The sequence below is a fragment of the Arenibacter amylolyticus genome (assembly GCF_002150785.1).
GTDB lineage: Bacteria > Bacteroidota > Bacteroidia > Flavobacteriales > Flavobacteriaceae > Arenibacter > Arenibacter amylolyticus.
Genome location: NZ_MTAZ01000015.1, coordinates 60838 through 87066 on the forward strand (window position 1 = coordinate 60838; position 26229 = coordinate 87066).

Annotated in this window: 17 protein-coding genes; 7 read left to right on the forward strand and 10 right to left on the reverse strand. The window is 40.2% G+C overall.

Annotated features, from left to right (window positions below):
• Positions 1–5: 5 nt before the first annotated feature.
• Positions 6–2093 (forward strand): PAS domain-containing sensor histidine kinase, encoded by a 2088-nt coding sequence (locus BV214_RS07635; RefSeq protein ID WP_086476913.1) that lies wholly within the window; start codon positions 6–8, stop codon positions 2091–2093.
• Positions 2094–2296: 203 nt separating this feature from the next.
• Here the strand turns inward: BV214_RS07635 and BV214_RS07640 are convergent, their stop codons facing one another.
• Both BV214_RS07640 and BV214_RS07645 read right to left on the reverse strand, forming a co-directional pair.
• On the reverse strand, positions 2297–3718 hold the full coding sequence (locus BV214_RS07640) for a nicotinate phosphoribosyltransferase (RefSeq protein ID WP_086476914.1): 1422 nt from the start codon (positions 3716–3718) through the stop codon (positions 2297–2299).
• 155 nt (positions 3719–3873) lie between these two features.
• Positions 3874–4338 carry a copper resistance protein NlpE gene (locus BV214_RS07645; protein WP_176328478.1) on the reverse strand — a complete coding sequence of 155 codons (465 nt, stop codon included), beginning with the start codon at positions 4336–4338 and terminating at the stop codon, positions 3874–3876.
• A gap of 223 nt (positions 4339–4561) precedes the next feature.
• Here BV214_RS07645 and BV214_RS07650 point away from each other — a divergent pair, with 223 nt between their 5' ends.
• Together BV214_RS07650 and BV214_RS07655 are read left to right on the forward strand one after the other, a co-directional pair.
• On the forward strand, positions 4562–4777 hold the full coding sequence (locus tag BV214_RS07650; protein WP_086476916.1) for a hypothetical protein: 216 nt from the start codon (positions 4562–4564) through the stop codon (positions 4775–4777).
• 455 nt (positions 4778–5232) lie between these two features.
• A complete protein-coding gene (locus tag BV214_RS07655; RefSeq protein WP_086476917.1) occupies positions 5233–6153 on the forward strand; it encodes an NAD(P)-dependent oxidoreductase in 921 nt (306 codons plus the stop codon).
• Here BV214_RS07655 and BV214_RS07660 read toward each other — a convergent pair.
• On the reverse strand, positions 6131–6931 hold the full coding sequence (locus BV214_RS07660) for an aspartate dehydrogenase domain-containing protein (protein WP_223883347.1): 801 nt from the start codon (positions 6929–6931) through the stop codon (positions 6131–6133). The two genes, BV214_RS07655 and BV214_RS07660, sit on opposite strands and share 23 nt — an antisense overlap.
• Before the next feature lie 230 nt (positions 6932–7161).
• Complete coding sequence (locus BV214_RS07665) at positions 7162–7428, reverse strand: ATP-binding cassette domain-containing protein (protein ID WP_086476918.1); 267 nt, start codon at positions 7426–7428, stop codon at positions 7162–7164.
• A 978-nt stretch (positions 7429–8406) separates the two neighbouring features.
• On the opposite strand from BV214_RS07665, the gene BV214_RS07670 reads away from it, so the two are divergent.
• Positions 8407–9897: an acyl-CoA dehydrogenase family protein gene (locus tag BV214_RS07670; protein ID WP_086476919.1), complete on the forward strand. Its 1491-nt coding sequence runs from the start codon at positions 8407–8409 to the stop codon at positions 9895–9897.
• A gap of 235 nt (positions 9898–10132) precedes the next feature.
• Here BV214_RS07670 and BV214_RS07675 read toward each other — a convergent pair whose 3' ends face one another.
• The 6 genes from BV214_RS07675 to BV214_RS07700 all read right to left on the reverse strand — a co-directional run bounded on the left by BV214_RS07675 (position 10133) and on the right by BV214_RS07700 (position 20936).
• Positions 10133–10546 carry a response regulator gene (locus tag BV214_RS07675; RefSeq protein ID WP_086476920.1) on the reverse strand — a complete coding sequence of 138 codons (414 nt, stop codon included), beginning with the start codon at positions 10544–10546 and terminating at the stop codon, positions 10133–10135.
• Between the two features lie 170 nt (positions 10547–10716).
• Positions 10717–11424: a fibronectin type III domain-containing protein gene (locus tag BV214_RS07680; protein ID WP_086476921.1), complete on the reverse strand. Its 708-nt coding sequence runs from the start codon at positions 11422–11424 to the stop codon at positions 10717–10719.
• The gene (locus tag BV214_RS07685; RefSeq protein WP_086476922.1) at positions 11424–14765 is read right to left on the reverse strand and encodes an alpha-amylase family glycosyl hydrolase; all 3342 of its coding nucleotides are present in this window, start codon (positions 14763–14765) and stop codon (positions 11424–11426) included. The genes BV214_RS07680 and BV214_RS07685 overlap by 1 nt, the downstream gene beginning before the upstream one ends.
• 56 nt (positions 14766–14821) lie before the next feature.
• Positions 14822–16180 (reverse strand): SusF/SusE family outer membrane protein, encoded by a 1359-nt coding sequence (locus BV214_RS07690; protein WP_086476923.1) that lies wholly within the window; start codon positions 16178–16180, stop codon positions 14822–14824.
• Positions 16181–16195: 15 nt separating this feature from the next.
• The gene (locus tag BV214_RS07695) at positions 16196–17731 is read right to left on the reverse strand and encodes a RagB/SusD family nutrient uptake outer membrane protein (RefSeq protein WP_086476972.1); all 1536 of its coding nucleotides are present in this window, start codon (positions 17729–17731) and stop codon (positions 16196–16198) included.
• Positions 17732–17852: 121 nt separating this feature from the next.
• Positions 17853–20936, reverse strand: coding sequence for a SusC/RagA family TonB-linked outer membrane protein (locus BV214_RS07700; RefSeq protein ID WP_086476924.1), 3084 nt, complete (start codon positions 20934–20936; stop codon positions 17853–17855).
• Between the two features lie 266 nt (positions 20937–21202).
• Between BV214_RS07700 and BV214_RS07705 the strand changes: the two genes are divergently transcribed.
• The 3 genes from BV214_RS07705 to BV214_RS07715 all read left to right on the forward strand — a co-directional run bounded on the left by BV214_RS07705 (position 21203) and on the right by BV214_RS07715 (position 26225).
• The gene (locus tag BV214_RS07705) at positions 21203–22252 is read left to right on the forward strand and encodes a LacI family DNA-binding transcriptional regulator (RefSeq protein WP_086476925.1); all 1050 of its coding nucleotides are present in this window, start codon (positions 21203–21205) and stop codon (positions 22250–22252) included.
• Between the two features lie 116 nt (positions 22253–22368).
• Entirely contained in the window at positions 22369–23745 is a 1377-nt protein-coding gene (locus BV214_RS07710; protein ID WP_086476926.1) for an MFS transporter, read from the forward strand.
• Positions 23746–23918: 173 nt separating this feature from the next.
• Positions 23919–26225, forward strand: coding sequence for a glycoside hydrolase family 65 protein (locus tag BV214_RS07715; RefSeq protein WP_086476927.1), 2307 nt, complete (start codon positions 23919–23921; stop codon positions 26223–26225).
• The last annotated feature ends 4 nt before the right edge of the window (positions 26226–26229 follow it).

Consider the following 26229-nt stretch of genomic DNA (forward strand, 5'->3'; position numbering starts at 1 on the left):
ACGCTATGAATAAACCCCATAAAGCAAACGGAATCCCCTTCCTCAGTGCTGGAGGCGATATGGGAGCACATATAAGCGCAATGGCATGGGAGGAAACTTCCTTGGGACCTATCACTGAGTGGCCCACAAGCTTACGCACAACACTTAGTTTAATTTTACACGCTTCCTTACCCATGTGTTGTTTTTGGGGAGGAGAACAAATTTGCTTTTATAACGATGCGTTTCGGCTTCACTTGGAAGGAAATGAAAAACAGCCCGTTATCGGAAAAAAGGGAAGTGAGGCTTGGCCAGAAATTTGGGACTTTTTAGAACCAAAGATAAATAAGGTATTAGACACAGCTAAACCCATCACTACGTACAATCAACAATTATCTTTTAATCAAAAGCCTGGCAAGAAAGGCATCTATAAAACCTTCTGTTGTAGCGCTGTGTTCAATGATGAGGGCGAGGTGGCAGGCGTTCTACTTACATTTACAGAAACCACCAAGCACGATAAGGCCCAACAACGACTTGAGGAAAGCGAACGAAAATTCAAAATACTCGCAGACGCTATGCCCGAGTTTATTTGGCTAACAGACCCAGAAGGGAATATAAACTACTTTAACCGGTCTGTTTACAACTATTCTGGACTAGGTCCGGAGCAACTAGAGAACAGAGGCTGGTTGCAAGTGGTACATCCAGATGACCGGGAAGAGAATATAAGACTCTGGGAAAAGGCTATTGAAACGGGGCAAGATTTTTTGTTTGAGCATCGTTTTAAACGGCATGACGGTGTATACCGCTGGCAACTAACTAGGGCAAAACCTCAAAGAAACCAAAGCGGGGAAATACTAATGTGGGTTGGAATCAGCACGGATATTCAAGACCAAAAAATGTTTACCTACGAACTGGAGAAACAGGTAAGGGAACGAACTTCGGAGCTACTCCAATTAAACGAGTCCCTAAAAAAAGGCGAACAACGCTATCATTTAATGGTAGAGGAAGTACAGGACTATGCCATCCTATATCTCAATAGACATGGGATTGTAGAGAATTGGAACACAGGAGCAGAAAAAATTAAAGGGTATAAGGCTGATGAGATTATTGGTAAAAGCTTTTCAAATTTTTATACCGAAGAGGACCGGAAAAACGGCCTTCCACAAAAACTATTGAAAAGAGCCATTAAAAATGATCGGGCGGTACAGGAAGGGTGGCGCGTAAGGAAGGATAAGACCTTGTTTTGGGCAAGTGTGGTGATCACCGCAGTGCATGGACAAAACAATGAGGTAATAGGGTTTTCTAAGGTTACGCGCGACTTAACCGCAAAGAAGGAGGCCGATGATGCCTTAAAAGAAAAAAAGATTGAGCTAGAACAAAAAAACAATGAACTTCAGGAGCTGAATAAAGAGCTTCAATCCTTTGCATATATCGCTAGCCATGATCTTCAGGAACCACTAAGAAAAATTCAGACCTTTACATCGCGAATTGCTGAAAAGGAAGGACATGTACTTTCTAATTATGGTAAAGATCTTTTTGCCCGTATGCGACTTTCAGCAGAACGCATGCAAACACTTATTGAAGATTTGCTTGCCTACTCTAGAACGCATAATCAGGAAGGGGAGTTGAAAAAAACATCCCTCAGAAATATTGTTGCACAAGTAGAGGAAGATCTCGCCGAAGAGTTGTTAAAAAAGGAGGCAGTAATAGACTTCCAATCAAATTACGAGCTGCTTATTATTCCCTTTCAAATAAAACAACTCTTCCACAATTTGATTACCAATTCCTTAAAATTCTCCAAGCCTAGTGTCCCCTTACGAATAACCATAGATACTGAAGTGGTTGCAGGAAGTGCTATTGAAAATAAATCCCTGTTAAACCACAAAAACTACTGTCGTATATCTGTTTCCGATAACGGAATAGGATTTGACCAACAATACAGCAAAAAGATTTTTGAGCTTTTCCAACGACTCCATGGGAAGTCAGAGTATCCGGGTACTGGAATTGGACTTGCCATTATTAAGAGAATAGTGGAAAATCACCACGGCGTAATAACAGCTACCGGAGAATTGGGTGTAGGGGCAACTTTTTATATTTATCTACCAGTGGAATCTTAAACACCTAACATCCTTAATCCAAACTATTTAATTTTACAAATAGGAAGCCATTTTAAAAAGTACGCTTCCTATTTGCTAAATCGTTACAACCTGCTATATAGGTAGTGGTTAGCTTCTCATCTTTGCCATTTAGGGGTAAGGAAGATACCAAAAATCTATGGTATGCATGGATACGAACTTCTTTTCCATGTATTTCACGGTCACTATTTATTGCTTTTGATATTTAGCAATAAGGAATCTCTCAATTCAATTAAGGAATTACTCAAACCTACCTTGTAAACATGGGGAAACTCAAATCTTTTATGTTCGTCCGATAACTGGGAAACCCTATGCTTTCTATACTCGGAGATTTCACTCACCTGTAGTTCTGGAATCAATACATTTCCATTTTCAACTACTTTTGAAGTCAAAACCTCACTCTTTAATCCGGCAATTACAGATTGCTTATCAGGATATTGGGGGTGATAAATAGTGTGTATATCCGATACCTTTTCTTCTGCCAATACAATAGCATCTGCATACAATTTATCTTCATCGGTGTAATACCTCGCAATCTTTTTCTTTCCTGGAAGTGTCAACTTATATACATCTTCAGACAGTTTTATAGTGGGTCTCTTGTTTACCTGACTAAGCTTATAGACTCCGTCTAAAGCTCCATCTTTTTGACCGGTAATAAGACTGGTACCCACCCCAAAACCGTCCAATTTAGCTCCCTGATCTATGAGGCTTTTAATGATATATTCGTCCAACTGGTTAGACGCAATAATTTTCACCTCTTTCAATCCGGCATCATCCAATAGCTGCCTAGCTTTTTTGGATAAGTAGGCCAAGTCTCCGCTATCTAATCTAATGGCTGCTAGTTGCTCTCCTTTTTCAGCCATTTCTTTGGCAACAATAATAGCATTGGGAACGCCACTTTTTAGCGTGTGATACGTATCAACCAACAATACACAGTTTTTGGGTCTGGTCTCTGCATATACCCTAAAGGCCGTTAGCTCATCTTCAAAACTTTGCACCCAGGAATGTGCTTGTGTCCCGGAAGCCTCCAGTCCGTATAAATGAGCACTAAGTACGTTAGAGGTAGCATCTACGCCACCTACTACCGCTGCTCTACTACCGTGAATTGCGGCCCACCCCTGGGCACGGCGCATTCCAAATTCCATTAATGCCTTATCCCCAGCTGAAAGGCGAAGCCGGTTGGCCTTTGTTGCGATCAGTGACTGATAATTAATGGTGTTCAGCAACAGTGTTTCTAACAATTGGGCCTCTATGATTGTGCCTTCCACAGTGATTACCGGCTCATTGGGAAAAATAACTTCCCCTTCCTTAGGAGCATATAGGGTTCCTTTGAACTGAAAGTCTTTTAAATACTCCAAAAAGCTACTTTGGAAGCCTCTTTGGTGTAGAAAATCAATAGCCTCTGAACTGAACTTAAAATCTTGTATTAGCTCTAATAGATCTTGTAGTCCCGAAAAGATGGTATATCCCCCTCCAAAGGGATTTTTCCTAAAGAAATAATCGAAATTAACCGTATCTCCCGCCCTTCCCGACAAAAAGTAGCCTTCGGCCATGGAGAGTTGATAGAGATCGGTGTAGAGGCCAGAAAATTTATTGGTTAAATTCATTATATCCAATTTTAAATTGGTTGCTCAGCTATTTAAGTTTATGGTAGTGAAATACCCACTAGAAAAGGTATACGCTCAAAATTAACGGTTATTCTACCTTCCTCCAAGCGGGTTCACTAGTACCGCAATACAACTACTTGCTATGCCCAAGCAGCCTATTGTTTGGATAGTACATAATGGGATGCCAGATCCCCGGTATTGACCTTCCCATCCTTATCTAACATAATGATGGCATTCTCTACTACTTTGTAATGTTTTGTTTCTCCGTTGACTTCTAGAAGTGTTATGGTATTCCCGTCCTCATTCCAGGTGAATTTTCCATTATCGGTAAACTTCCCATCTTCTTTCCCTAGGTACTCTAGCTCGGACTTATAGCTACCATCGGCAGTAAGGGTAATCTTGGTATGTATACCCTCACAACTGGCACAAGGTAGGGTCCCCTCATAGGTTCCTTCCCAATCCAAGGATATTTGCGAAGTGTGCATATCTGGAACTTCATTTTTATCTGCCGGAATTTCGGAAGTAGTTTCACTCTTTATGGAAGCGTATTTATCAGCGCTATTTTTACAGGAAACGGTTATAAGGCCCATGAGTCCTAATGCTAAAATTGTTTTTTTCATTTCTATATTATATTTCAGTTGCTTTAAAAATATCAAACTGCTTGCCAAAACAGGGTTATAAAAAACATAAAGTTTAATAAAATAGTTGTCATCCCCCATTATTTTTATTTATCCCTCTATTAACTAAGGGCACAATCTCTCATATCCCCGTAGGTGTCTATTCTACAAGTGATTATGACAACTTATAATATTATAACTTGAGTATAGGAGTAGGTTCTATGTTATGATCTCCACCATTGTAAAGGAATTAATACAATCTAAAACAACCTCTTTTCGGTATTTTCTTATATTTCCGGCCATTGTATTTATACTTCTTATAGCTAGAATTGGCTCTTACGATTTAGAAGAAACCAGTGAGACCAGATATGCGGAAATCAGTAGGGAGATGTTGGTATCTAGTGACTACTTACCTTCCCAATTATTAGGGATATACCATTAGCATTAACCGCCACTCACCTATTATTTCACCACCCTCGGTTACCACATCATTGGGTTAAACCAGTTTGGGGCCAGGTTCTTTCTTCAGCTGGCCTTTATATTACCATAACTCCTTTTGTACAGGATAGCCAAGTTTTTGTTTCAGGATTAGGAGATAGCTTTTTTTAGCTGGACTCATTTATTATTCTATTCCGATATTATTACTACCAAATCAATTTAAACATGGAAAAGAGTTTAAAAAGTGATGGGTGTATTACAATAATTAGGAACTATTTATGTTGCAATATTTTTTCCTATAGCTAATGCATGGGACTACAAAGACACCCTATGTAGCCTGATGAAATTTTGATTCATTAACCTTTTTCACCTCAATATCTTCCATACTTTTCCTACCCTTTCGTTTGTTTTTCCATAAAAGATGCGTTATCATACGCTAATAAAGAAATACGCTGTAGCATGTTCAATAAACTTGTGGCCATAGAGCCGTTAAATTTAATCCCATCAGCAGAAAAGGACCTTCATAATTACGCAAAAGAAGTAGTACTCTATAGGGACATCCCTAAAGACGATATGGAAATGGCAATGCGAATTGGCGATGCGGATGCAGTTTTATTAAGTTACACCTCCCATCTTGGGAAAGCCACATTAATGAAGTGTTTAAATGTAAGATATATTGGGATGTGTTGTTCCTTGTACTCCCCTGAAAGTGCCAACGTAGATATCGCCTATGCTACTGAACGCGGAATTACGGTGACGGGAATTCGCGATTATGGGGATGAAGGAGTTGTGGAATACGTAATTAGTGAGCTTGTCCGTTGCCTTCACGGTTTTGGCACAAAACCCAACGGAGAGCCCGAAAAACCTTGGGATGGAGTACCAAGGGAGATAACCGGAATAAAAGCAGGAATCGTAGGTTTGGGAGCCTCTGGAGGAATGGTGGCAGATGCCCTTCATTTTTTTGGAGCCGAGATAGCCTATTTTTCACGAGGTGAAAAACCGGAGGCCAAGGCAAAGGGGTATCGTTATTTGCCTTTAAAAACCCTGCTTGCAGAGTGTGAGGTAGTCATCACCTGTCTTAATAAAAACACCGTGCTATTACACGAAGAAGAATTTACACAGTTAGGAAACCGTAAAATTCTTTTTAATACTGGTCTTTCTCCAGCTTGGGATGAAACTCCCTTTCAGCAGTGGCTAGAGGGTGATAATCGTCTCTATGCAGATACCCTTGGCGCATTGGGAAACAAGAAGTTCTTAAGTCACCCTAATGTATATTGTATGCAGGTTTCCGTAGGGAGAACAAGACAGGCGTTTGACCGACTTAGCAAAAAGGTTTTAGCGAATATTGATGACTATTTTAAAAAACAATTGGCGAAGTAATGTTGCGTAGGGTGTTCACCACGCTCCACCCAGCAATCTGCGACGTTTTGCTATAGACATCCACTACTGCATCTATTTGCTCACTTTTAACCTCTATCCGATGCCTGTCACCAATGTAACCTGGTGTAGAAGTAACCGATACTTTCATATTTTCAGGACCAACAGTGGCAAGGGAGGCTGCAACCGACACATTCACTTTGGATGGGAAAAGAGCAATGGCCTCCTGAGCGTTCCCTTTCATAACCGTTTTCTTTTCGGTTTGTAGGGACTCTTCGTATACGGGGGTGTTTTTTAAGGAATCAGGACTTTTTTCAGTAGCAAAAGATGCCGTACATTTCTCCATGAGAGAAATGGTTCTCATTACATCAAAACCTCCAATAGCACCAGAAACCAAATGTACGCGAGTATTATTCTCACTGGCAGCCTTTTTTACCGCTTCATAGTAATCCGTATCGGCTAGGGCACCAATGGAAAGTGTTACAATGGAAGAACCTTTGGTTAATGCAGGTATGGCGAACTCTCGAAAGGCATCAGGAGATGCTGCCTCCACAATATAGTCTGGTTTAAGGGCAAGTAATTCATCCATCGTGTTACAGGCTGTACAGGTGTTTTTGGACTGTGAACTGGAAATCATATCCACAATTCGTTCGGCTTTTTCAAATGTTCGGGAATAGCATCCTATAAGCTTGTACTGGGGCAATAGTCCAGAATTCATTGCTTCTACAACAATGTGGGCAAGTTTCCCACAACCAACGATAGCTAGTGTATTTATTTTCATGCCGACCAATATAGCAAGTTCTTATCCATAAACCAAAATGGACTATTCTCCTTGAAGTTTAGTTAATGCGTAAGAAATATACAGGGATAGGCACCATGCTTTTTTACCAATTAAAGTATTCGGAATTATGGACATCTTAGCCACCCTACAGGGAAAGACGGGAAGAAGAGGATAAGCCATATACTGTAAGATGGGTAGTAGCAAGGCTACATTTTATAAGTCCGCATCCCTTAGTTAGTTCCTGCCAATTCCTCAAAGTTTAGAATACGATCACAGATTTTTTTCAATAAAGGAAGCTCGTGACTAATAACCAACATTCCAAGTTGCTGGCGCTCTACCAGCTGCAAAACAGTTTGCCATATTTGTGTTTGGGTAATGGCATCGAGCATAGTTGTCATCTCATCTGCGATTATAAATTTTGTTTCTGGTGAAATGGCTCTAGCAAGGCAAAAACGCTGTAATTCCCCACCGGAAAGCTGTGATGGGAAACGCTGCATCCACTCCTGTTGTAAATTGTATCCTTTTTTATTATGACCACCATTATATATGAGTTAGCTTAACCGCTACCCAATACATAACTCTAATAAAAAAAGCTACTTAGCTTATCTTAAATAATCCTTTGAAGTATTCTGGAATATTTTTGCTTTGCTAATCTTTTGAGTGCTTTTTGAAAAGCATAATCTTCAAATTTATTTCTACTAGGATAAACAAAAATTTGAAAAATTTTATTTTGCTAAACTTAACATTCATGGCAAAGCTAGTACCTTATAGCTTGATAACAATAATAAACATCGCACTTTTAGCAATTTTATAACACAATCATTAGCGAATCATTAATTATGCCTTACAGTATTTAATCCATCAAAAGTCCCTTTGAAATAAATTTGGGAAACATACTTACCTGACATAGAACATCCTTGGTTAAGGTACCTAGGTACACCAGTGTGATTTTGGCATAAAACAAAGCCAACCCAATTACAGGATCCTACAAAATATTTCTTAACAGAAATAGGACAACAACCCTATTTATAATGAATACTTTAACACATATTCCTACACCAAATCAAGTAGTATTCTGATTTTTAATTTTAGTGGAGGTACGCAAAGTCTAAATCCCAACAATTGGAGGCAACTTCTTATTGGGGGAATACTGATTAATATCAGCAGTTATATAAATTGACTATCCTAATTTTGCATATTTATAAAAGAGTTTATTAATTTTGATTACTTCTAAAAGGTCTACAGTTAAATGGCAACTACAGGCAACTAGATCACACATAGCTTTTTTAATTTCATTAAACTAATAGGCTGAGCAGTTACATTTTACATACATTTCTAGAATAAAGCGACTTCCTTCCCATAGCAATCCTATAATTCCGACATAAAAATTGATGTAAGGACTTAAAAAAGTATGGTTAATAAGGTATAGAAGGAGTAGATTTGCAAAAACAATTATTTATTTATTACAATACAGTATGCATAAAAATTTCCAAGAGTATATAAAGGAATTTGAAAAGGTTCTTAAGAGCGTTTTTCACGAAAGATATAATATTGATCAATTTAGTAACGAACGAGGGATACCCCCTGTAGCCCTAAGGGAAATTATGGGGAAGTCTCCTTTATCCGTGGCTATTCCTGAAGAATTTGGAGGAAGAGGCCTAAAGGTTAAGGAATGCTTGGGCATCTTATCCTCGGCTTCGTACGAATCCCTTTCCTTATCTCTGACCTTTGGAATAAACATCGCATTATTTTTGGAGCCGGTAGCCAAGTATGCCAATGCTGATATAAAAGCCAATATTTTTGATCGGTTTCTAAAGAAACAAAATATGGGGGGTCTTATGATCACCGAACCAGATTATGGTAGCAATGCACTTGGAATGGAAACCTATAATGAAAAGGAAGGCGACAGTTATAGGGTTAAGGGTACCAAACACTGGCAAGGATTAACGGGTATGGCAGACTATTGGCTTATTGCCTCTCGTGAAAAGAATAGTAAGGGGAACCTAAATAGAGACATCGATTTTTTCATTTGTGATGTAACCCAGCCCAATCAGCAGATTATAGTAGAGGAATACTATGACAATCTAGGGCTCTATATGATTCCTTATGGTAAAAACAAGGTAGATATTCTTGTTCCTTCGCAATATAAACTGGAGCCTGCTACCTCTGGAGTGAAAATGATGCTCGATATTCTTCATAGAAGTAGGATGCAATTTCCAGGGATGGCCCTTGGTTTCATTAAGCGAATGCTAGATGAGTGTATACAACATTGCGAAGCTAGGATCATTGGAAACAGCAAGTTAATTGAACTGGACATGGTTCAATACCAAATATCAAAGGTACAATCGGCCTTTACTATTGCTTCGGCCATGTGCTTTAGAAGTAGTACCCATAGCGGTATTGATAAAGATCTTGCCGATGCGGGTGTTGAAGCCAATTCTATGAAGGCATTTGTAACCGACCTTATGCAGGAATCGGCACAAATAGCTACGCAGTTATACGGCTCTACCGGATTTAAGATGGAGAACATAGCCGGAAGGGGAATTATGGATACTAGGGCATTTCAGATTTTTGAAGGATCCAACGAAATGCTTTATACGCAAATTGCCGAAATAATAGGAAAAATAATGAAGCGTAAAAACGATTACAATGTGTATGCATTTTTAAAAGAGTTTAACCTAACCGATCGTTCGCATCCTCACTTTAAGGATATTATCGATTTCTCTTTTACTCCAGGCTTAAAACAAAGAAAGCTTGTAGATTTAGGTAAAATATTCTCTAGAATTATCTCTTTGAATTTTGTGCTTGAAATGGAAGAAAAAGGATTCCGTAAAGATCTTGTTGCCAATTGCGTGGAAGTCATAAAAGGAGACGTAGCCAATTTGGTGAATTCTTTCCAAAATAAGAATACCGTAGTACAGGTTGCCGACTACCAAGAAAACAGTGATTGGTATAATTTTGTATAAGTAGGGATATCCTGCTCCTAGGCAGTCCCTACACAACCACTAAAAAAAAAGGCGCTTCCAATCCCTTGTATAAGGAATTGGAGCGCCTTTTTTAATTTGTTTATAAAGTTATAAGTCCAAAAACCAATGATCTATTTCCGGCTATCCTTAAGGGTGCCCGGCCTGCAAATTAAACTCAAACCTGGTGTTAGTACAATGATATACTCTAGTGCATGGTATTAGGAAAAGAGGGGAACTAGCCAGACGTGGTATTTAAGTTCTGTTTGTTGACCAATATTTTCTCCACATCCAGTTTCGTCAAGGGTTTATTGAAACACCCCTTTACCAAAGGGTGCTCCGATACCTTTTTCCTAAGCTCTTTATTACTAAAGGATGAAAGTACATAGATGTCCGTTGGAATATTTGGACTATAGATATTGTTAAATTCTCTTAGAAAATCCCATCCGTCCATATTTGGCATCTCTAGATCCAAAAACAGAATATCTGGAAGTTGTTTACCATCGGTGAGCTGATCGGTAAATGTTCTCAATCCATCTTTCGCAGAATCAAAACTTATAAAAGCACAGCTTTCTATAGCCTGTTTCATTCTATATTGCGTAGCGAATTGAGATACCAAGTCGTCATCTATAATATAAACAAGTGGATTCATAGATAATTGTAAGCATTCAATGATGAAAAATGCTTCCTCTATTACAAAAATACATCATAATCCAAATTTTCACGAGTAGATTGCTAAAGAAGAATCTTACTTGAGTTCCTCACTTTCTTGATTATTTCCTACTCTTTATACTTGCAAGCACCAAATTTTCTATCGTCATCCTAGTTCACCTTGAACTGAAATATTTCCGAATTGGACGTATTCCCCTCTGCATCGGTAGTGACCACCTGCCAATAATAGGTATTCCCAGAGGTAACCGTTGCTACCTTGTTCTGGTCCGTTACTGCCCCTAAACTAGACAGTGGTGGATTGGCCACATCCAAGAATAACTCATATCCTTGGATATCATTATCGGGGTCGGATCCCTTCCATCGAAGATTAATAGTTCCCTCGCTAGCGGTAACGCTAGCGCCCATTTCTGGCGCCACCACTTCAGCGGGAAAAGGAGCATAACTTTGGGTCCCCTCCCCTGCCAAGTAAAACCGATAGGTACTACTCTGTGCGGGTTGGTTAATTTTATTTGAAGTAGATACCACATACCATGAGTAAGGTTCTCCCTTGTTCAATTTAACGAAGATTGATTCCGTAGTACTAGAGTGTTTGGTTGTTTGTTGCGAATCTAGATTAGTGATTACCAAGCTATAATTGTCCGTATGTTTAGACGCCTCCCAAATAAATTGCACCTCGCTTTGGGTATCGGACACCGATTTTCCATCCAAGCATACCTCTTCGTTGGCCGGACTGATAGGTGTAGCAGGGGTTGGCGGTGTGGCTATGGGTTCTGTAGGACTATCATCGCCACCACCACCGCAGCTAATAAAAATAGTGATGAGGGAAAGGCCTAGTAGTTTTATGAAGGGGTTACTCATTATTTAATAATTTTAAAAGTTTCGTTAATCGTCTTACCTTTCACCTGTACCAGGTAGTTCCCAGAAATGAAATGGGCAGTAGCTACCCGTACCGTTCTATCAGCTCCAATTTGCTTCTTCTTTTTGTAAAGCATTCTTCCCGTAAAATCGAAAATGGTTACGGTTACCTCGTTATCCATGCCTCCGCAATAAATAGACAGTTCCGAATCTACCGGATTGGGATAGTACTTTACATCTTCGGATACAATTACCTGGGTTTCAAAGGTCCCTTGACAGGGAACTCCGGTAGTTACTTTAATACTGTTTACACCTGCCATTAAGGAAAGCGTTAGAGTATCCTCCTTGGTTATGGAAGTTTTCCCGTTTAGGGTTACGTAATACGATGCACCTCCTTTTAAGGAGAGGGAAACGCTTTTTGAAGATCTGTCTATTGCTGAAAAAACCGATAAATCCTCTGGTTCACTAATTTCGATAGAGAAACATTGTTCATAGGAAGACTCCCCTTCTACCTCAAAACAAAGGGAATAGCTACCCGGTTTTAAATTTTCTATTCCCAAACTATCCGTGAAACTACTAGTGAAGTTATAATCATTAGGGCCCAACAACCTTGCCGTATAATTATGGCTGGCAGTTGCCGAAATATCAATTTTGCCATTATTGGCCGATTTACAGTTTACGCTGGTAGATGAAATTCGGTAATTGGTAACGGGCAAGGTAAACACCTTACAACCGTTTACATCTACTGTTGCTCCGAGAGGGGTATTAGGACATTCATCTTCTGAATTAATTACCCCGTCACTATCCAAATCATTAGGGTCTACAAAAGGTTTATCCCCATAAATTAAAAACTCCCCAGGTTGCAAGCTAATGGGACTAGACACTTGGGTTACCTCCAAGGGACGGTTTCGCTTCATTAAATTATACCAGGTTCCGGTTTCCTGAAAGCCAGGAGCTACCTGCACTGTAGTCAACCCAAAATTACCAATAACCACCACGTATTTAATATCCGTTTCCGAGGCGTCATCGAGCGTTAAATGAATACGCTTCATCCCACTTGCATCGGAGAGATCCATTGAAAAATTGGAGGTGGAAAACACTGGAGCATCCGTTTTTAGTTGTATTAGTTTACGATAGGTATGGTATAGTGCCCACCTATTGGGGTCCTCTGCATATTCCCAAAGGATGGGCTTATTACCCACCCGTCCATTTTGATCTATGGAAATGTCATATCCCAACTCCCCAAACTGCCAAATTAATTTTGGTCCGGGGACAGTAAAGAAAAAAGCCGCTGCCGTCCCCATCCGTTCCAAGGCTATTGGCAAAGATTTGGTGGAATAGTTTTCCGTGGCGTTTCCAAAGTTTAAATTTTTAAACATTAATCGCTCCTCATCATGGCTTTCCATATAAGAAATTGCCGAAGGGGTGGTAAATCCTTTTTGCAAATAGGAGACTCCAGAAAAGTTAGATTTTCCGCTACTGTGGTAACCCATGGTGGCTTCATTATAAGGGGTGGTCTGCTTATTCCAGAGCATAATACCCTTCCCCTCATCAATCCTATATTCTGCCCATTCCCTTTCTTCCTGTATCCCTCCTAAATGCTCAAAAATCACATAAAAATTAGGGTTTACTTCCCATTGCTTATCGGCGTACTGTTTTAAGACATCCACTCTATCTTGCTGATAGGCATTGGTACAAGAATCGTTATTGGAAGTACAATTTTGGGTAAACCCTTTAGTAAGGTCCCATCTAAAACCGTCTAGTTTAAATTCTTCAATCCAATATTGCGCCGTCCTTTCCACGTAATATTGCGTTGCTGGGGATTGATGGTTAAAATCATTAAAAACGCTATAGGAGTGTTTTGCTTCCTGATTAAAAAATGGATTTTCGGTAGTGGCAGTACCCCCCAGTCCTCCATTGGTATCGTTCCACAATCTAAAATAGGGGTGTTGTCCGGTAGCATGATTGTAAACAACGTCTAAAATCACAGCAATTCCCCGTTTGTGACATTCATCTATCAAGGCTTTTAAGGCATCCTTTGTTCCGTAGTATTTATCCAAAGCCATATGGAAAGATGGGTTATACCCCCAGCTTTCATTTCCATCAAACTCATTAATAGGCATTAGCTCAATAGCATTTATTCCCAACGACTGCAAATAATCCAAACGTTCCTTTAAAGCATCAAAACTGTGTAACTCATCAAAATCTCGCAGTAAGACTTCATATATAACTAAGTCTTCTTTCTTGGGTGCTACAAAGTTGGTTATCTGCCATTCATATTCCGCCTCACCGGTACGCAATACCGTAACCGCTTCGGTGGTTAAATTAGTGGGATAATCTGGAAGATTTGGAAAGGTAAGCTCATTGATGTACTGATCGGAATAAGGGTCTAATATTAGGGTAGAATAAGGATCGGCAATATTAATTTCAAAATTGACCAAATATTGGTACAAATGATCTTTTTGCGGTGTTAAACCCGTTAGTTCTATCCAAAACCTGTCTTGCGAACTGTCTTTCTTCATCAGGTAAGTATCGTCTATTTCCCAATTATTGAAATCTCCAATCACGTGAACAAATTCCTTAAATGGGGCATAGAGCACCAAGGTAGCCTTAGTTGGGTCTAAAGGCTCTAGGTTTATACCGTCTAACATTCCATCGGGAACAGGTACCTCCTCTACCGTTGGAGCAACCACTGCTTTAAAAGCTACGGATTTCGTTTCCCCGTCATGGGTAGCCTGCAAAACAAACTGTGTATTTTGAGTGACCGAATAATCGAAATTATAATCGGTGATGGCATCTTGTTGATCTATTTCTATTCCATTGGCAGTAAGTACAAAATTGGATGCCAATGAAGTGCTGCCCATAATATTCAATAATTCCCCGCTGTTTACCACAGTGGTACTTTCTGCGGGAGCTATTAAATTAAGTTGAAAAGCACCTACGGCAAAAATATGGTCCTGTGTTTTTTTATCACCATCCCCATTTTTGGCCTTAACCAAGACTCCAATCTCCCCTATATTGGTCCTATTGAAAAAAGTACTGGGAGTTAAAGAGAAACTAAAGGTACCATCCCCATTATCGCTTAATTTTTGTGCCTCATTGCTATTAGTCCATGTTCCATTAGTTGGGGAATCTTGGGAGTTTTGCCCATTGGCATCCAAGGACCAGGCCCAAAGGTAAAGGTCTGTCACCCCCCATTTTTCCGGATCTACGTTCCCTACGGTCAGGGTAATTTGGTCGTTCTCCCCAAAAGCTTCGGGTGATACAGCAAAGTTTGCCGTTTGCACCTGGGAAATAGCAAGGCTAGAAATTAGGAAAAGTAGTACTGGTAATAGTTTTCTCATACAGTTGGTATTAAAAAAGGGCCGTAGAAAATCTACCGCCCTTTATAAGTAATTGGTTATTCAATAGTATAGGTGGGAGAACTCTCATCTGAGAAATCGAGGGTAATCCTATACGTTCCTGCAGTGACTGCAATATTATTATCGGAATCCCTATCCAAAACCCCGTCTAAATTGGCGTCTCCATAATCTTCTCCCCAAGTATCGTTTGGACGTACTTTTATTTCCCCATCCGCTAGGGTAATATCTAGGGTCCATACACCAGGATTGGCAAAATCTGGCGTAAACTTACTATCCGGCCCATCCCATCCATTTGGAGTTGCAGAACCTACCAGCCCCCATATTTTAGTTTCAGTAATGGAATACTCCAAGGTATTAAAATTAACGGTTACCAAGTAGTAGCCAGCGGTTACAGCAATATTGTTATCGGCATCCTGATCCAATACTCCGTCTCCATTTGCATCCCCATAATCGCCACCCCAGGTATCATTCATTCTAACTTTTACTTCTCCATCTTTCAATTGTACTACCGTTTTAAAGGTGTCGGTATTATAATCATAAACCAATTTGGTATCCGGTCCGTCCCATCCGTTTGGCGTAGCGGATCCTACCAGTCCCCAATAGAAAGTTTCAATGGTATAGGAATTATCGCTCCAATCTATGGTGATCCTATAGGTTCCTTCGGTAACCGCAATATTGTTATCCGGGTCCTGATCTAAAATTCCATCGTTGTTTGCGTCTCCAAAATCGCCACCCCATGCGTTGTTTTGCCTAAATTTAATTTCGCCATCCACCAAGTTTGCATAGGCTACAATTACATCTGGATTATCGGTTGTATAAAAGGGAATATCTGGCCCATCCCATCCATTTGGGGTTGCACCACCCACAACACCCCAGGTAGAAACTTCAATACCACTACCTTCTCCCTTGGCTTCTGGAAGCACCACATTTAGAGCGGTTACGGTAGAGATACTTTCTGGTGCGTTTTCTCCCCCATCTCCAATAAATGCCCTGACCCTAAAATAAAGACTCCCGGAGTTTGGCATATCGGCGGTATCTGGATCATTATCCAATCCGGCAAGAGCTGCCAAGGCCAGCATTTGCTCTACGGTAACGCCGTAGTTGTTCTCTGCCGTTGAACCTAAAAGGGTAAATTCTGCGAAATCTTCGGTAGCTGCCCCATGAAGCTCGAAGCTATTGGGAGTAGCCACTCCAAAATTAGGAGCATTCCAAACAAAACGCTCCGCAATATTCTTTTTGGTTTCAGAGGTTAATACATACTCGTTTAAAAAAGTATTGGTAAACATCACCTCTTCCGACGGTTCCGGCGAGCTAATAAATAAATTATCATCTTTCTCACAAGACACCATGCCTAGTGCGATCAAGATAAATAGTCCTATAATTCTTATGTTTTTCATGCTTATGGTTTTTGTTTAGTATCCGTTATTTTGCTTTAAATTTGGGTTGGCTTCCAAGGCCTGTAAGGGAATTGGGAACAATTTATAGGTGTCTGGAATGGCTGTTCCGCCTGCGACACCACCTTTCCACGGCCATAAATAAGTACCGCCTGTAAATTTCCCAAAACGAATTAAATCCGATCTCCTATGACCTTCCAAGTTTAACTCCCTGGCTCTTTCGTCCAGAACGTAATCTAATGATAATTCGCCCTGGCTTATTGGGTCCGCATTAGAACGGTCCCTCACCAAATTCACGTAATTCAGTGCCTTCTCCAAATTAGTTCCCGTCCTAAGGGCACACTCTGCGTACATTAAATAGGCATCCGCCAATCTAAATAGGGGGAAATCCGTACCCGAAAAAGGAGTGGGTGCCATAACAGGCGACACCGCATTGGTATTTCTAAACTTGATTGAGGGATAACCATCCGTCCAAGTTTTGTAATCGGTCATTTCGTAAGAATGCCCCTCTGTAAAAAAGAGTTTAGCTCTATCGTCAGTAGCAGTGTCCAGATCCCCAAACAAACCATACCAGGCCTTGGTTGCCCTGTGGCCTCCCCAGCCTTCTGTTAACCCATAGTCTGCCAAGGTCATGGTTTCGGAACTACTGCCACCATTTACGATATACGTAGTGTTTCCGTAACTCTGACTATTTAAAGCATCTGCAATCAAAGGAAAAATAATCTCTGGCGAGGTATTATTATCCCCAGAAAAAACACTGACAAAACTATCTGCCAGACGGTAGTTACCATTATCGATTACTTTGGAAATGGCTTCCATAGACGCGGCATATTTAGGAGTACCCACATATACTTCAGCATTGATATACAGCTTGGCCAATAGCATTTGACCTACTGCTTTGTTGGCTCTACCATAATCATTGTTCTCTGGCAAGGTCTCCACAATCTCCAATAATTCGGATTCCACGTAATTAAACAGCTCTTCCCTAGTGGCTTCGGGAAGGGGTGCCGAGGTACCAAAGTTTTCTTCGGTTGCCAAAACCCCTTTTCCAAAGGTATCTATGAGATAATAATATGCCAATGCTCTAATAAATCGTACTTCCGAAATTACGGCTTCCTTATTTTCCGTATCCACATTATTGAGCACGGAAAGTAGGTTGTTACACTGGGGAATGGTATAATATATTCTATTGTACAGGTACCTAAAGAATTTATTATTCTCATCCCAGTTAGAGGTAGTCGTCAATTGATCTAACCCATCATCTCCCCATCTATTTTTCATGGCATCGGCAGTGAAATCCTGCAAGTTTACAATTCCACGTAAAAAGGGCGATTCCCCAGCATCATCACTAATATCGGAGCTACCTGGCCCATCTGGCCCGGACAGCGCAAAGGAGCCGTATAATCTGGATACGATCCCCTCTACCGCATTGGGGTCTTTTCTTAAAAGTTCAGCCAAGGTGAGTTCCACCAAAGGGTCGGTATCCAAATCTTTTGTACAGCCCATATTTATAAAGAGGGCCATTCCTAAAAATGCGGTTATTATTCTTTTCATTTGTTTTATTTTATATGTTTTTCTAACGTCACCCCAAATTCTCTTGGGAGCAAATTTCCATTCCACCTTGTGCCATCCAATCCCATGGGATTTTAAACTTTCCAAGGTGATTCCCCTCTTCCTAAAAATCTAAATTTAATCCTAGACTAAATACTCTTGGCCTTGGATAGAAATTTGTATCGATTGCGTTGAAATTCTCCGGATCTTGTCCACTATAATCACTTATCACAAATAGGTTATTGGCAGCTCCATAGATTCTTAATGAAGCATTCTCCAAGAAATTTGGAATACGATACCCCAAAACAATATTCTCACTTCTTAAGAATGAAGCATCCTCTAAAAAGTAATCCGAAAAGGGAATGTTCCCCTGTACGTTTACCATAGCGGTATTGGCATCACCTCTGTAAAAATCCAACACATTGCTTAGGCTATTGCTATTATTAGGAATGGCATTGTCTATCCAACCGGTAGTTAGCCTCTTGGCATTATATACCTTGCCTCCTATTTGCCCCCTAAAACTTGAGCTTAGGTCCCAATGCTTATAATTTAGGTTTATTCCAAAACCATAGGTCCAATTAGGCCTTAAGGGTTGGTAATACCTATCATCATTATCTAATACATTATCTCCATTTAAATCTAAAAACGCATTGGATATGGGATTGCCATCTACATCATAGATCTGCTTAAACACCCATGCGGAGTAGGGCTGGAAACCTACAGTATGGTATCCAATTCTAACTCCAGTCCCTGTAGGTAAGCCAGACTCATCTGCAGTAATTCTAGAAACGTCCTTAAGACTGGTAACCTCAGACCTATTATACCCCACGTTAGAATTAATCTCGAACCTAAAATCTTGGGTGTGTATTGGTTTTAAGTTTAGGTTAACTTCAAAACCTTTACTTTCTGTTTCTCCCACATTTTGAACAAATGCATCGGTCAAGGCCTGTCCTGGAGGAACCGACGTCCTAGCTAATAGGTCTTTGGTTTCTTTTTTATAAAAATCTACAGCACCTGATAAAATATTGTTGTTGAAGAAATCGAAATCCAGCCCAATATTATAGGTAGTCGTTTTTTCCCAAGTAAGATCTGGGTTAAATGCCCTAGCAGAATATAAGGATACGCCAGACAAATATTGACTGGTACTGCTACCCACTACAAAAAGTGGAGAGGATGGATAGTATCCTACGGCCCCGGTAATATCTTGCTGTCCGGTTTTCCCGGCCCCTAGCCTTAGCTTTAGGTCGTTAATGACATTGGAATTCTCAGCAAAATCCATATTTCCTAATTTCCAAGCCACTGCGGCGGCAGGGAAGTAGCCCCATCTATTTTCCTTGGTAAATAAGGAAGATCCGTCTGCCCTAAAGGAGAGGGTTAGCAGTACCTGATCCAAGACATCTATATTGGCCCTTCCAAAGTACGACTGCAGGTTTAGCACATTATAATATCTGTTATTAGGGTTTTCCAGATTCTCCTGTACCTCCCTAATTCCCGTTTCATTATTGTAGCGGTAAATTTCCTTGTTCCCGTCATTTTTGAAATTTTGATAAGAATAGCCACCCTGTACTTCCACTCTTCTTAGGAAACCATCTAATTCCTTGGCATAGACCAAATAGGCATCCAAGGTGGTGTTGGTCATATCTTGATTTTCCCGGTAGTTAACCCCAGGGTTAAACAGATAATTGGTGTTAATATCCGTATTGGCATTATCAAATCGGTAAGTAGCCAATGAATTATCGGAAAACGTTTCCTCTATCTTAGCCTTGGATCCTTCCACACCTAGATTAAGGACTGCCCTCAATTCTGGTAGCGAATGCAATTTATAATCGAGTTCCACATTCCCGAGGAATCTTGCTACCTGCTCTGGTCTTTGTCGCTGTTTTAACAAGGCCAAGGGGTTATATTGTCCGTCTAATATCAATCTATTTCCGTCTACCACCGTATTTTGGTAATAACCTCCAAAACGGTTATCGGGATTAAGATCGAATGCAGGTTTTGTAGGATCCATATTTACGGCTCCTCCAAGAGCGCCCCCCTCATCAATGGCATTTTTGTCTGAGAAAAGTCCCTTTGCATTTACATCTACTTTTAAATGATCGTCAAAGAAAGTGGGTGTTAATTTAACGGATAAGCTTACTCGCTCATAATCATTCGTTTTTACCACTCCGGCCGTATTGGTATAGCCAATGGAACCTCTGAATGGTACCTTACCCCCTAAATTTGCTCTGGCACTAAAGTTATTATTGGAAGAGATGGCAGTTCTATAAATCTGATCTTGCCAATCTGTATCGTAAATGATTCTTCCTTCTATCTCTTCTGTTAAGGGATCATCGCTTAAGGAGCTGTTAGGGTCCTTCACTCCCAACAAATTGGTAAAAGATGGGTGATATTCCTTGATGAATCGCACATAACTATCACTATCCATCACATTTACCCTTCTATTTACCTTGCTTACAGAAACATCGGATGAGAAGTTAAATCTGGCCTCTCCAGAAGTTCCCTTTTTGGTGGCGATGATAATTACTCCATTGGAAGCCCTAGATCCGTAGATTGCCGTGGCCGATGCGTCTTTCAACACACTAAAGCTTTCAATATCATTAGGATTGATAAGCGATAGTGGGTTTCCTACTCCTGCCGGATTGGTGTTATCTATTGGGATACCGTCTATTACAATAAGAGGGTTGTTGTTCGCCGATAGTGACGACCCACCTCTTATCCTAATATTAGGAGCCGAATCTGGCTGTCCGCCGTTTGTAGTGATTCGTACTCCAGCCATTTTACCGGTAAGCAACTGATCAGCAGACACCACTGCCCCTTCATTAAAATCTTTGGAGGACAAAACATCTACCGCTCCGGTTAAATCAGATTTTTTAGCGGTACCATAACCAATAAGGACTACTTCGTCCAGTGCTTCCACGGATTCGGTCATTTCCACATTTAAGGTAGTGGAGGTTACGGCTACCTCTTTATCGTGATACCCAAGGGATGTAAATACCAAGATATCGCCCATATTGATATTGGCAATTTCAAAATTTCCATCAAAATCGGAAATAGTACCCTGTGTGGTACCTTTTACCAAAACATTGACTCCCATTAAGGGAATATTGGATGTTTTATCCGTTATTTTCCCTTTCACCATTTCCTGGCCAAAAAAGAGCAAAGGAAAAAAGAGAAACACACCTATAAAGATGCTTTTTAGCTTATTCATACAGTTAGATTGAGTTAATAATTGGTTAATACCTAATACACTTCTACTTTTTCGCATGGTGAAAATATGCCCTTAACTTTAAATTAACAAGGTGCAGCATTCACGCAACGCGTTGCATGTTGACAACTTTTGTATTTTAGGGATTTTATTCTGTCATATCGATAATAATAAAAAGAAAAATCCCCCTACTTTGCAATGCCAATAGCTTTGGCCTATAGTGGGGGCATTGTTATTAACCATATTAAATAAAGTATTACCTATAAAAAATGAGGCCTAAAATCACCATAAAAGATATAGCAAAAGAATTAGACGTATCCCCCTCTACTGTATCCAGAGCATTGAAGGACAATCCTGAGATCAGTGAGGAGACAAGGAGAAAAGTACAGGCATTTGCAGCCCTGCACAACTACCGACCCAATATGCTTGGTCAGAAGCTGCGCAACAATAAAACGATGGTTATCGGGGTGGTTATCCCAGAAATTGTACACCACTTTTTTTCTATGGTTATAAGTGGAATAGAGAAAATTGCCAATGATAGGGATTACAATGTAATGATTTGCCTATCTAATGAATCCTATGAAAAGGAGAAGCTAAACGTACAAATGCTAGCCAATGGTAGCGTAGATGGTCTTTTAGTCTCCATTGCCAAGGAAACTTTAGAGCGAGGGAATTTTGACCATTTAAAAGAATTACAATCCTATAATATTCCCTTGGTGCTGTTTGATAGGGTGGCGGACGAAGTGCCTTCGGACAAAGTAGTAGTGGACGACTTTGGGGGCGGCTATAAAGCTACCAAACACCTGATGGAAATGGGCTGTAAGAACATCGCAATTATATCTACCCCAGATTATATTAATGTAGGGGCATTGAGAACCAAAGGCTATATCAAAGCCTTGGAGGAAAATAAAATTCCCATAGACAATCGACTTATACTAAAGGTGGATGATAAGTTAGACCTTAGCCAACAGATAGCCCAATTCATGGACAATAAGGAGGTAAGGATTGACGGCATCTTAGGGGTAAATGAAATATATGCAGCGATCGCCATTAAAATTGCCAAGGAAAAAGGAATCTACATCCCCGATGAACTAGCGGTAGTTGGATTTACGGACGGATTGATATCCCTATTTTCCACACCGGAAATGTCTACCATTAAGCAACACGGGAAAACCATTGGAGAACAAGCTGCCGAGTTATTATTAGATCGTATTCAACAGCAGGATAAGAACAAAGGGTATGAACGAAAGGTAATTTCAACGGATTTAATTGTTAGAAAATCATCCCAAAAAACAACAGGTATACCGATCATTAATTAATTTTTATATATTTACCACGCTAAACTTAAAGTTAAGCACCTAGTATTCTTTTCACTTCGCACCATTTCCCCTTCCATTTTACAGGGTAGGGACGCAATATTTTATACAATAAAATTATGGAAAAACAGAAACTAGGTTTCTGGCAAATCTGGAACATGAGTTTTGGATTTCTCGGAATTCAATTTGGATTTGCTCTTCAAGGTGGCTTTATGTCAAGGATATTTCAAACCTTGGGGGCAGAAAAGGAAACCATCCCTTTAATATGGATTGCAGCTCCTCTTACAGGTTTAATTGTACAGCCTATTATTGGCTATCTCAGTGACAAAACATGGAGTAATCGCTGGGGACGAAGAAGGCCTTACTTTTTAATAGGGGCTGTCTTAAGTTCCGTAGCCCTATTTTTTGTACCCTACTCCCCTACTTTGTGGATTGCAGCCGGATTTTTATGGATATTAGATGCCTCCATCAATATTTCCATGGAACCCTTTAGAGCTCTGGTGGCCGACAAGCTCCCGGACTCACAACGGTCCTATGGTTTTGTGGTTCAGACCCTGATTATTGGGATTGGTACTTGGGTGGCTAGTAACCTACCCTGGATGATTTCCAAACTAGGCGTAAGTGATTCTGCCCCCTCTGGAGTGGTCCCCATGTCTGTAAAAATAGCATTTGCCATAGGTGCTTTCGTTTTCTTAGCGAGTATTCTTTACACTGTTTTCACCACTACAGAGTACCCTCCAGAAGATATGGAGGCCTTTGAAAAGGAGAAGGCCAAGAAAAATAGGTTTGTTTCAGATATGGTAAACAATATAGGGAACATGCCTTCTACCATGAAGAAATTGGGGGTTATCCAGTTTTTTAGCTGGTTTGCCTTTTTTACTATGTGGAGTATGGCCAATCCGGCCCTTACCGAACATGTTTTTAACGATCCGGCACCCATAGAGGCCCATTTTAATATGAACGATCCCCTACAAGTAGAGGCATTTAATGAAGAAAACACGGCTTTCCAAAAATCGTCTAACTTAGTAGGTGCCTATATGGGCGTTTACGGACTATCTTCCATGGTATTTGCATTGGCCTTGGTCTTTTATACTTCCAAGAGAAATGTAAATCGAAAATGGGTGCATATGTTCTCCCTCTTTTTAGGAGGAATCGGGTTTATATTAATGTACTTTATTCCCTCTCCGGAGTACCTTGCCCTCTGTTTTATCCTTATAGGGATTGCCTGGGGAAGTATTTTATCTATGCCCTACGCCATGTTATCAAGCTCTGTAGACCCTAAGAGAATGGGCGTCTTTATGGGTATCTTTAATATGTTTATTGTATTGCCACAGATTATTGCGGCATTGGGAGGAATTAATATTATATCGAAGCTGCTGGGGGAAGAAACCATCAATGCCATGGTGATAGCTGGCCTAAGCCTGCTTTTGGCTGGTTTATTCAATTTGTTGATTACCGATAAACACGCCATCTCTTATCAAATAGAGGAAAATTAAAAACGTTGGGCAATGGGAATGGTTTGGAGATGAGAATCCACACCCGTAGCACAATTACCAAAAACAAGGGAATGCTTTTTGCGAAACCCACCTTTTACCGATTTTATAAACAGGGTGACTTAAAGCATCAAACAATTTAAGAACACAATCTTATTTTTATTAAAAACACTGCAATGAATCAAGATTATATAGTACCTAATGAGTGGTCCATTATTGAGGAAGGGTTTAATCCGGAAATGGTTAAATCTTCGGAAAGTTTATTTAGTCTGGGCAATGGCGCCATGGGACAAAGGGCAAATTTTGAAGAGCATTATTCTGGTCCCACCTTTCAAGGGAGTTATATAGCTGGCGTCTACTATCCAGATAAAACAAGGGTTGGCTGGTGGAAAAACGGGTATCCTGAGTATTTTGCCAAGGTATTGAACGCTCCTAATTGGATTGGAATCAACATTAAAATAAATGGGGAGGAATTGGACCTATTCAGCTGCAAATCCGTATCACAATTTAGGCGTGAGCTAAATATGAAGGAAGGGTGGTTGTCCAGAAGTTTTACAGCAACCTTAAAGAATGACACCAGTATTAAGGTAGAGACCAAACGTTTTTTAAGCCTAAGCTTAGACGAGGTTGGAACCATCTCTTTTAATATTACCCCATTATCTGGAGACGCTAAGATTACCTATAGTCCCTATTTAGATGCGGGCATTACCAATGCAGATAGCAACTGGGACGATAAGTTTTGGGAAATTACGCAAGTCTCCCAAGAAGATTCCATGGCCTTTATTGAGGCACATACCCTAAAAACAAATTTCCACACCTGCACCTTTATGCAGTCGCAGTGTTTTATCAATGGCTTACAAGTAGATCTCAGTCCCACCGTAGAAAAGTTAGATAAACAGCTAACTTTTCATTACAGCGCAGAAATAGAACAGCATCAGATATTTAGCATCCATAAGTATGGAGGTTACACTACGGATAGGTATCACAACAAGGAGAATTTGATCCCAGCAGCAAAAAAGGCCCTTAAGAAAGCTATAAATTTGGGGTTTTCCAATCTTTTGGAGACTCAGAGAATTGCTTGGGACAAAATCTGGGAAACCGCAGACATCACCATTACAGGTGATATTAAGGCACAACAGGGCATTAGGTTCAATATCTTTCAACTAAACCAAACCTATTTAGGTACAGATGCCAGATTAAATATTGGCCCCAAAGGCTTTACTGGTGAGAAATATGGAGGTAGTACCTATTGGGACACGGAGGCCTATTGTCTTCCATTCTACATGGCTACCAAGGAGCAGCAAGTAGGGAGAAACCTTTTGGAATACCGATATAACCATTTAGAAAAAGCTATAGGGAATGCTGAAAAGTTGGGCTTTACCAATGGGGCTGCATTATATCCCATGGTTACCATGAATGGGGAGGAGTGCCATAATGAATGGGAAATTACTTTTGAGGAAATCCATAGAAACGGTGCCATTGCCTTCGCAATGTATAACTACTATCGCTATACGGGTGACTATTCTTATATCCCTGAAAAAGGTTTGGAAGTTCTGATTGCCATTGCGCGCTTTTGGCAACAAAGGGCAACCTTCTCTACTTTTAGGAATAAATATGTAATACTAGGCGTAACGGGACCCAACGAGTACGAAAACAACATCAATAACAATTGGTACACCAACTATATTGCACAATGGTGCTTGCGATACGCCCTAGAGACCTTGGCAACGGTAAAAAAGGACTATGAGGCAGATTACCATAGGGTTGTATCTAAAGTAGCGCTTACCTCAGCGGAAACTGATATGTGGAAGTCGGTGGCCGATAATATTTATTTTCCTTATTCCGAGGAACATCAGGTGTTTTTACAGCAAGATGGCTTTTTAGACAAAGAGCTTGAAACGGTAGACAGTCTAGACAAATCACAGCTTCCAATAAATCAGCATTGGTCTTGGGACCGAATTTTAAGGTCGCCCTATATTAAGCAAGCAGACACCTTACAAGGTTTTTATCTGTTTGAAAATAAGTTTACGACGGAAGAAATAGAACGTCACTTCAATTTTTATGAGCCTTTTACGGTGCACGAAAGTTCGCTATCTCCGTGTGTACATAGCATCCTTGCTGCTAAATTGGACCGTATGGATCAGGCCTATGACTTTTATTTAAGGACATCCAGATTAGATCTGGACGATTACAATAAAGAGGTGGAAGAAGGCCTACACATTACCTCAATGGCAGGTACTTGGATGAGTATTGTTGAGGGATTTGGGGGAATGCGAGTAGTAGAAGATACTTTAACGTTTCAACCCAAAATTCCAAGTCAATGGGAATCGTACTCCTTTAAGGTTATTTTTAGAAACCGTACCATTAAAGTCACCGTTTCCAAGAATGAAACCAAGTTTACCTTGGTACAAGGAGAGGAATTACAGCTATCCGTGAACGGTAAATCGGTAGCTATTTCAAAAAATAACAGTGTTACCCTATAAAGTA

What these genes read in the sequence shown, in the direction of transcription:
- BV214_RS07635 (WP_086476913.1), top strand. Translation starts at nt 6, where the DNA reads ATGAATAAACCCCATAAAGCAAACGGAATCCCCTTCCTCAGTGCTGGA.
- BV214_RS07640 (WP_086476914.1), bottom strand. Translation starts at nt 3,718, where the DNA reads ATGAATTTAACCAATAAATTTTCTGGCCTCTACACCGATCTCTATCAA.
- BV214_RS07645 (WP_176328478.1), bottom strand. Translation starts at nt 4,338, where the DNA reads ATGAAAAAAACAATTTTAGCATTAGGACTCATGGGCCTTATAACCGTT.
- BV214_RS07650 (WP_086476916.1), top strand. Translation starts at nt 4,562, where the DNA reads ATGATCTCCACCATTGTAAAGGAATTAATACAATCTAAAACAACCTCT.
- BV214_RS07655 (WP_086476917.1), top strand. Translation starts at nt 5,233, where the DNA reads ATGTTCAATAAACTTGTGGCCATAGAGCCGTTAAATTTAATCCCATCA.
- BV214_RS07660 (WP_223883347.1), bottom strand. Translation starts at nt 6,931, where the DNA reads ATGAAAATAAATACACTAGCTATCGTTGGTTGTGGGAAACTTGCCCAC.
- BV214_RS07665 (WP_086476918.1), bottom strand. Translation starts at nt 7,428, where the DNA reads ATGCAGCGTTTCCCATCACAGCTTTCCGGTGGGGAATTACAGCGTTTT.
- BV214_RS07670 (WP_086476919.1), top strand. Translation starts at nt 8,407, where the DNA reads ATGCATAAAAATTTCCAAGAGTATATAAAGGAATTTGAAAAGGTTCTT.
- BV214_RS07675 (WP_086476920.1), bottom strand. Translation starts at nt 10,546, where the DNA reads ATGAATCCACTTGTTTATATTATAGATGACGACTTGGTATCTCAATTC.
- BV214_RS07680 (WP_086476921.1), bottom strand. Translation starts at nt 11,424, where the DNA reads ATGAGTAACCCCTTCATAAAACTACTAGGCCTTTCCCTCATCACTATT.
- BV214_RS07685 (WP_086476922.1), bottom strand. Translation starts at nt 14,765, where the DNA reads ATGAGAAAACTATTACCAGTACTACTTTTCCTAATTTCTAGCCTTGCT.
- BV214_RS07690 (WP_086476923.1), bottom strand. Translation starts at nt 16,180, where the DNA reads ATGAAAAACATAAGAATTATAGGACTATTTATCTTGATCGCACTAGGC.
- BV214_RS07695 (WP_086476972.1), bottom strand. Translation starts at nt 17,731, where the DNA reads ATGAAAAGAATAATAACCGCATTTTTAGGAATGGCCCTCTTTATAAAT.
- BV214_RS07700 (WP_086476924.1), bottom strand. Translation starts at nt 20,936, where the DNA reads ATGAATAAGCTAAAAAGCATCTTTATAGGTGTGTTTCTCTTTTTTCCT.
- BV214_RS07705 (WP_086476925.1), top strand. Translation starts at nt 21,203, where the DNA reads ATGAGGCCTAAAATCACCATAAAAGATATAGCAAAAGAATTAGACGTA.
- BV214_RS07710 (WP_086476926.1), top strand. Translation starts at nt 22,369, where the DNA reads ATGGAAAAACAGAAACTAGGTTTCTGGCAAATCTGGAACATGAGTTTT.
- BV214_RS07715 (WP_086476927.1), top strand. Translation starts at nt 23,919, where the DNA reads ATGAATCAAGATTATATAGTACCTAATGAGTGGTCCATTATTGAGGAA.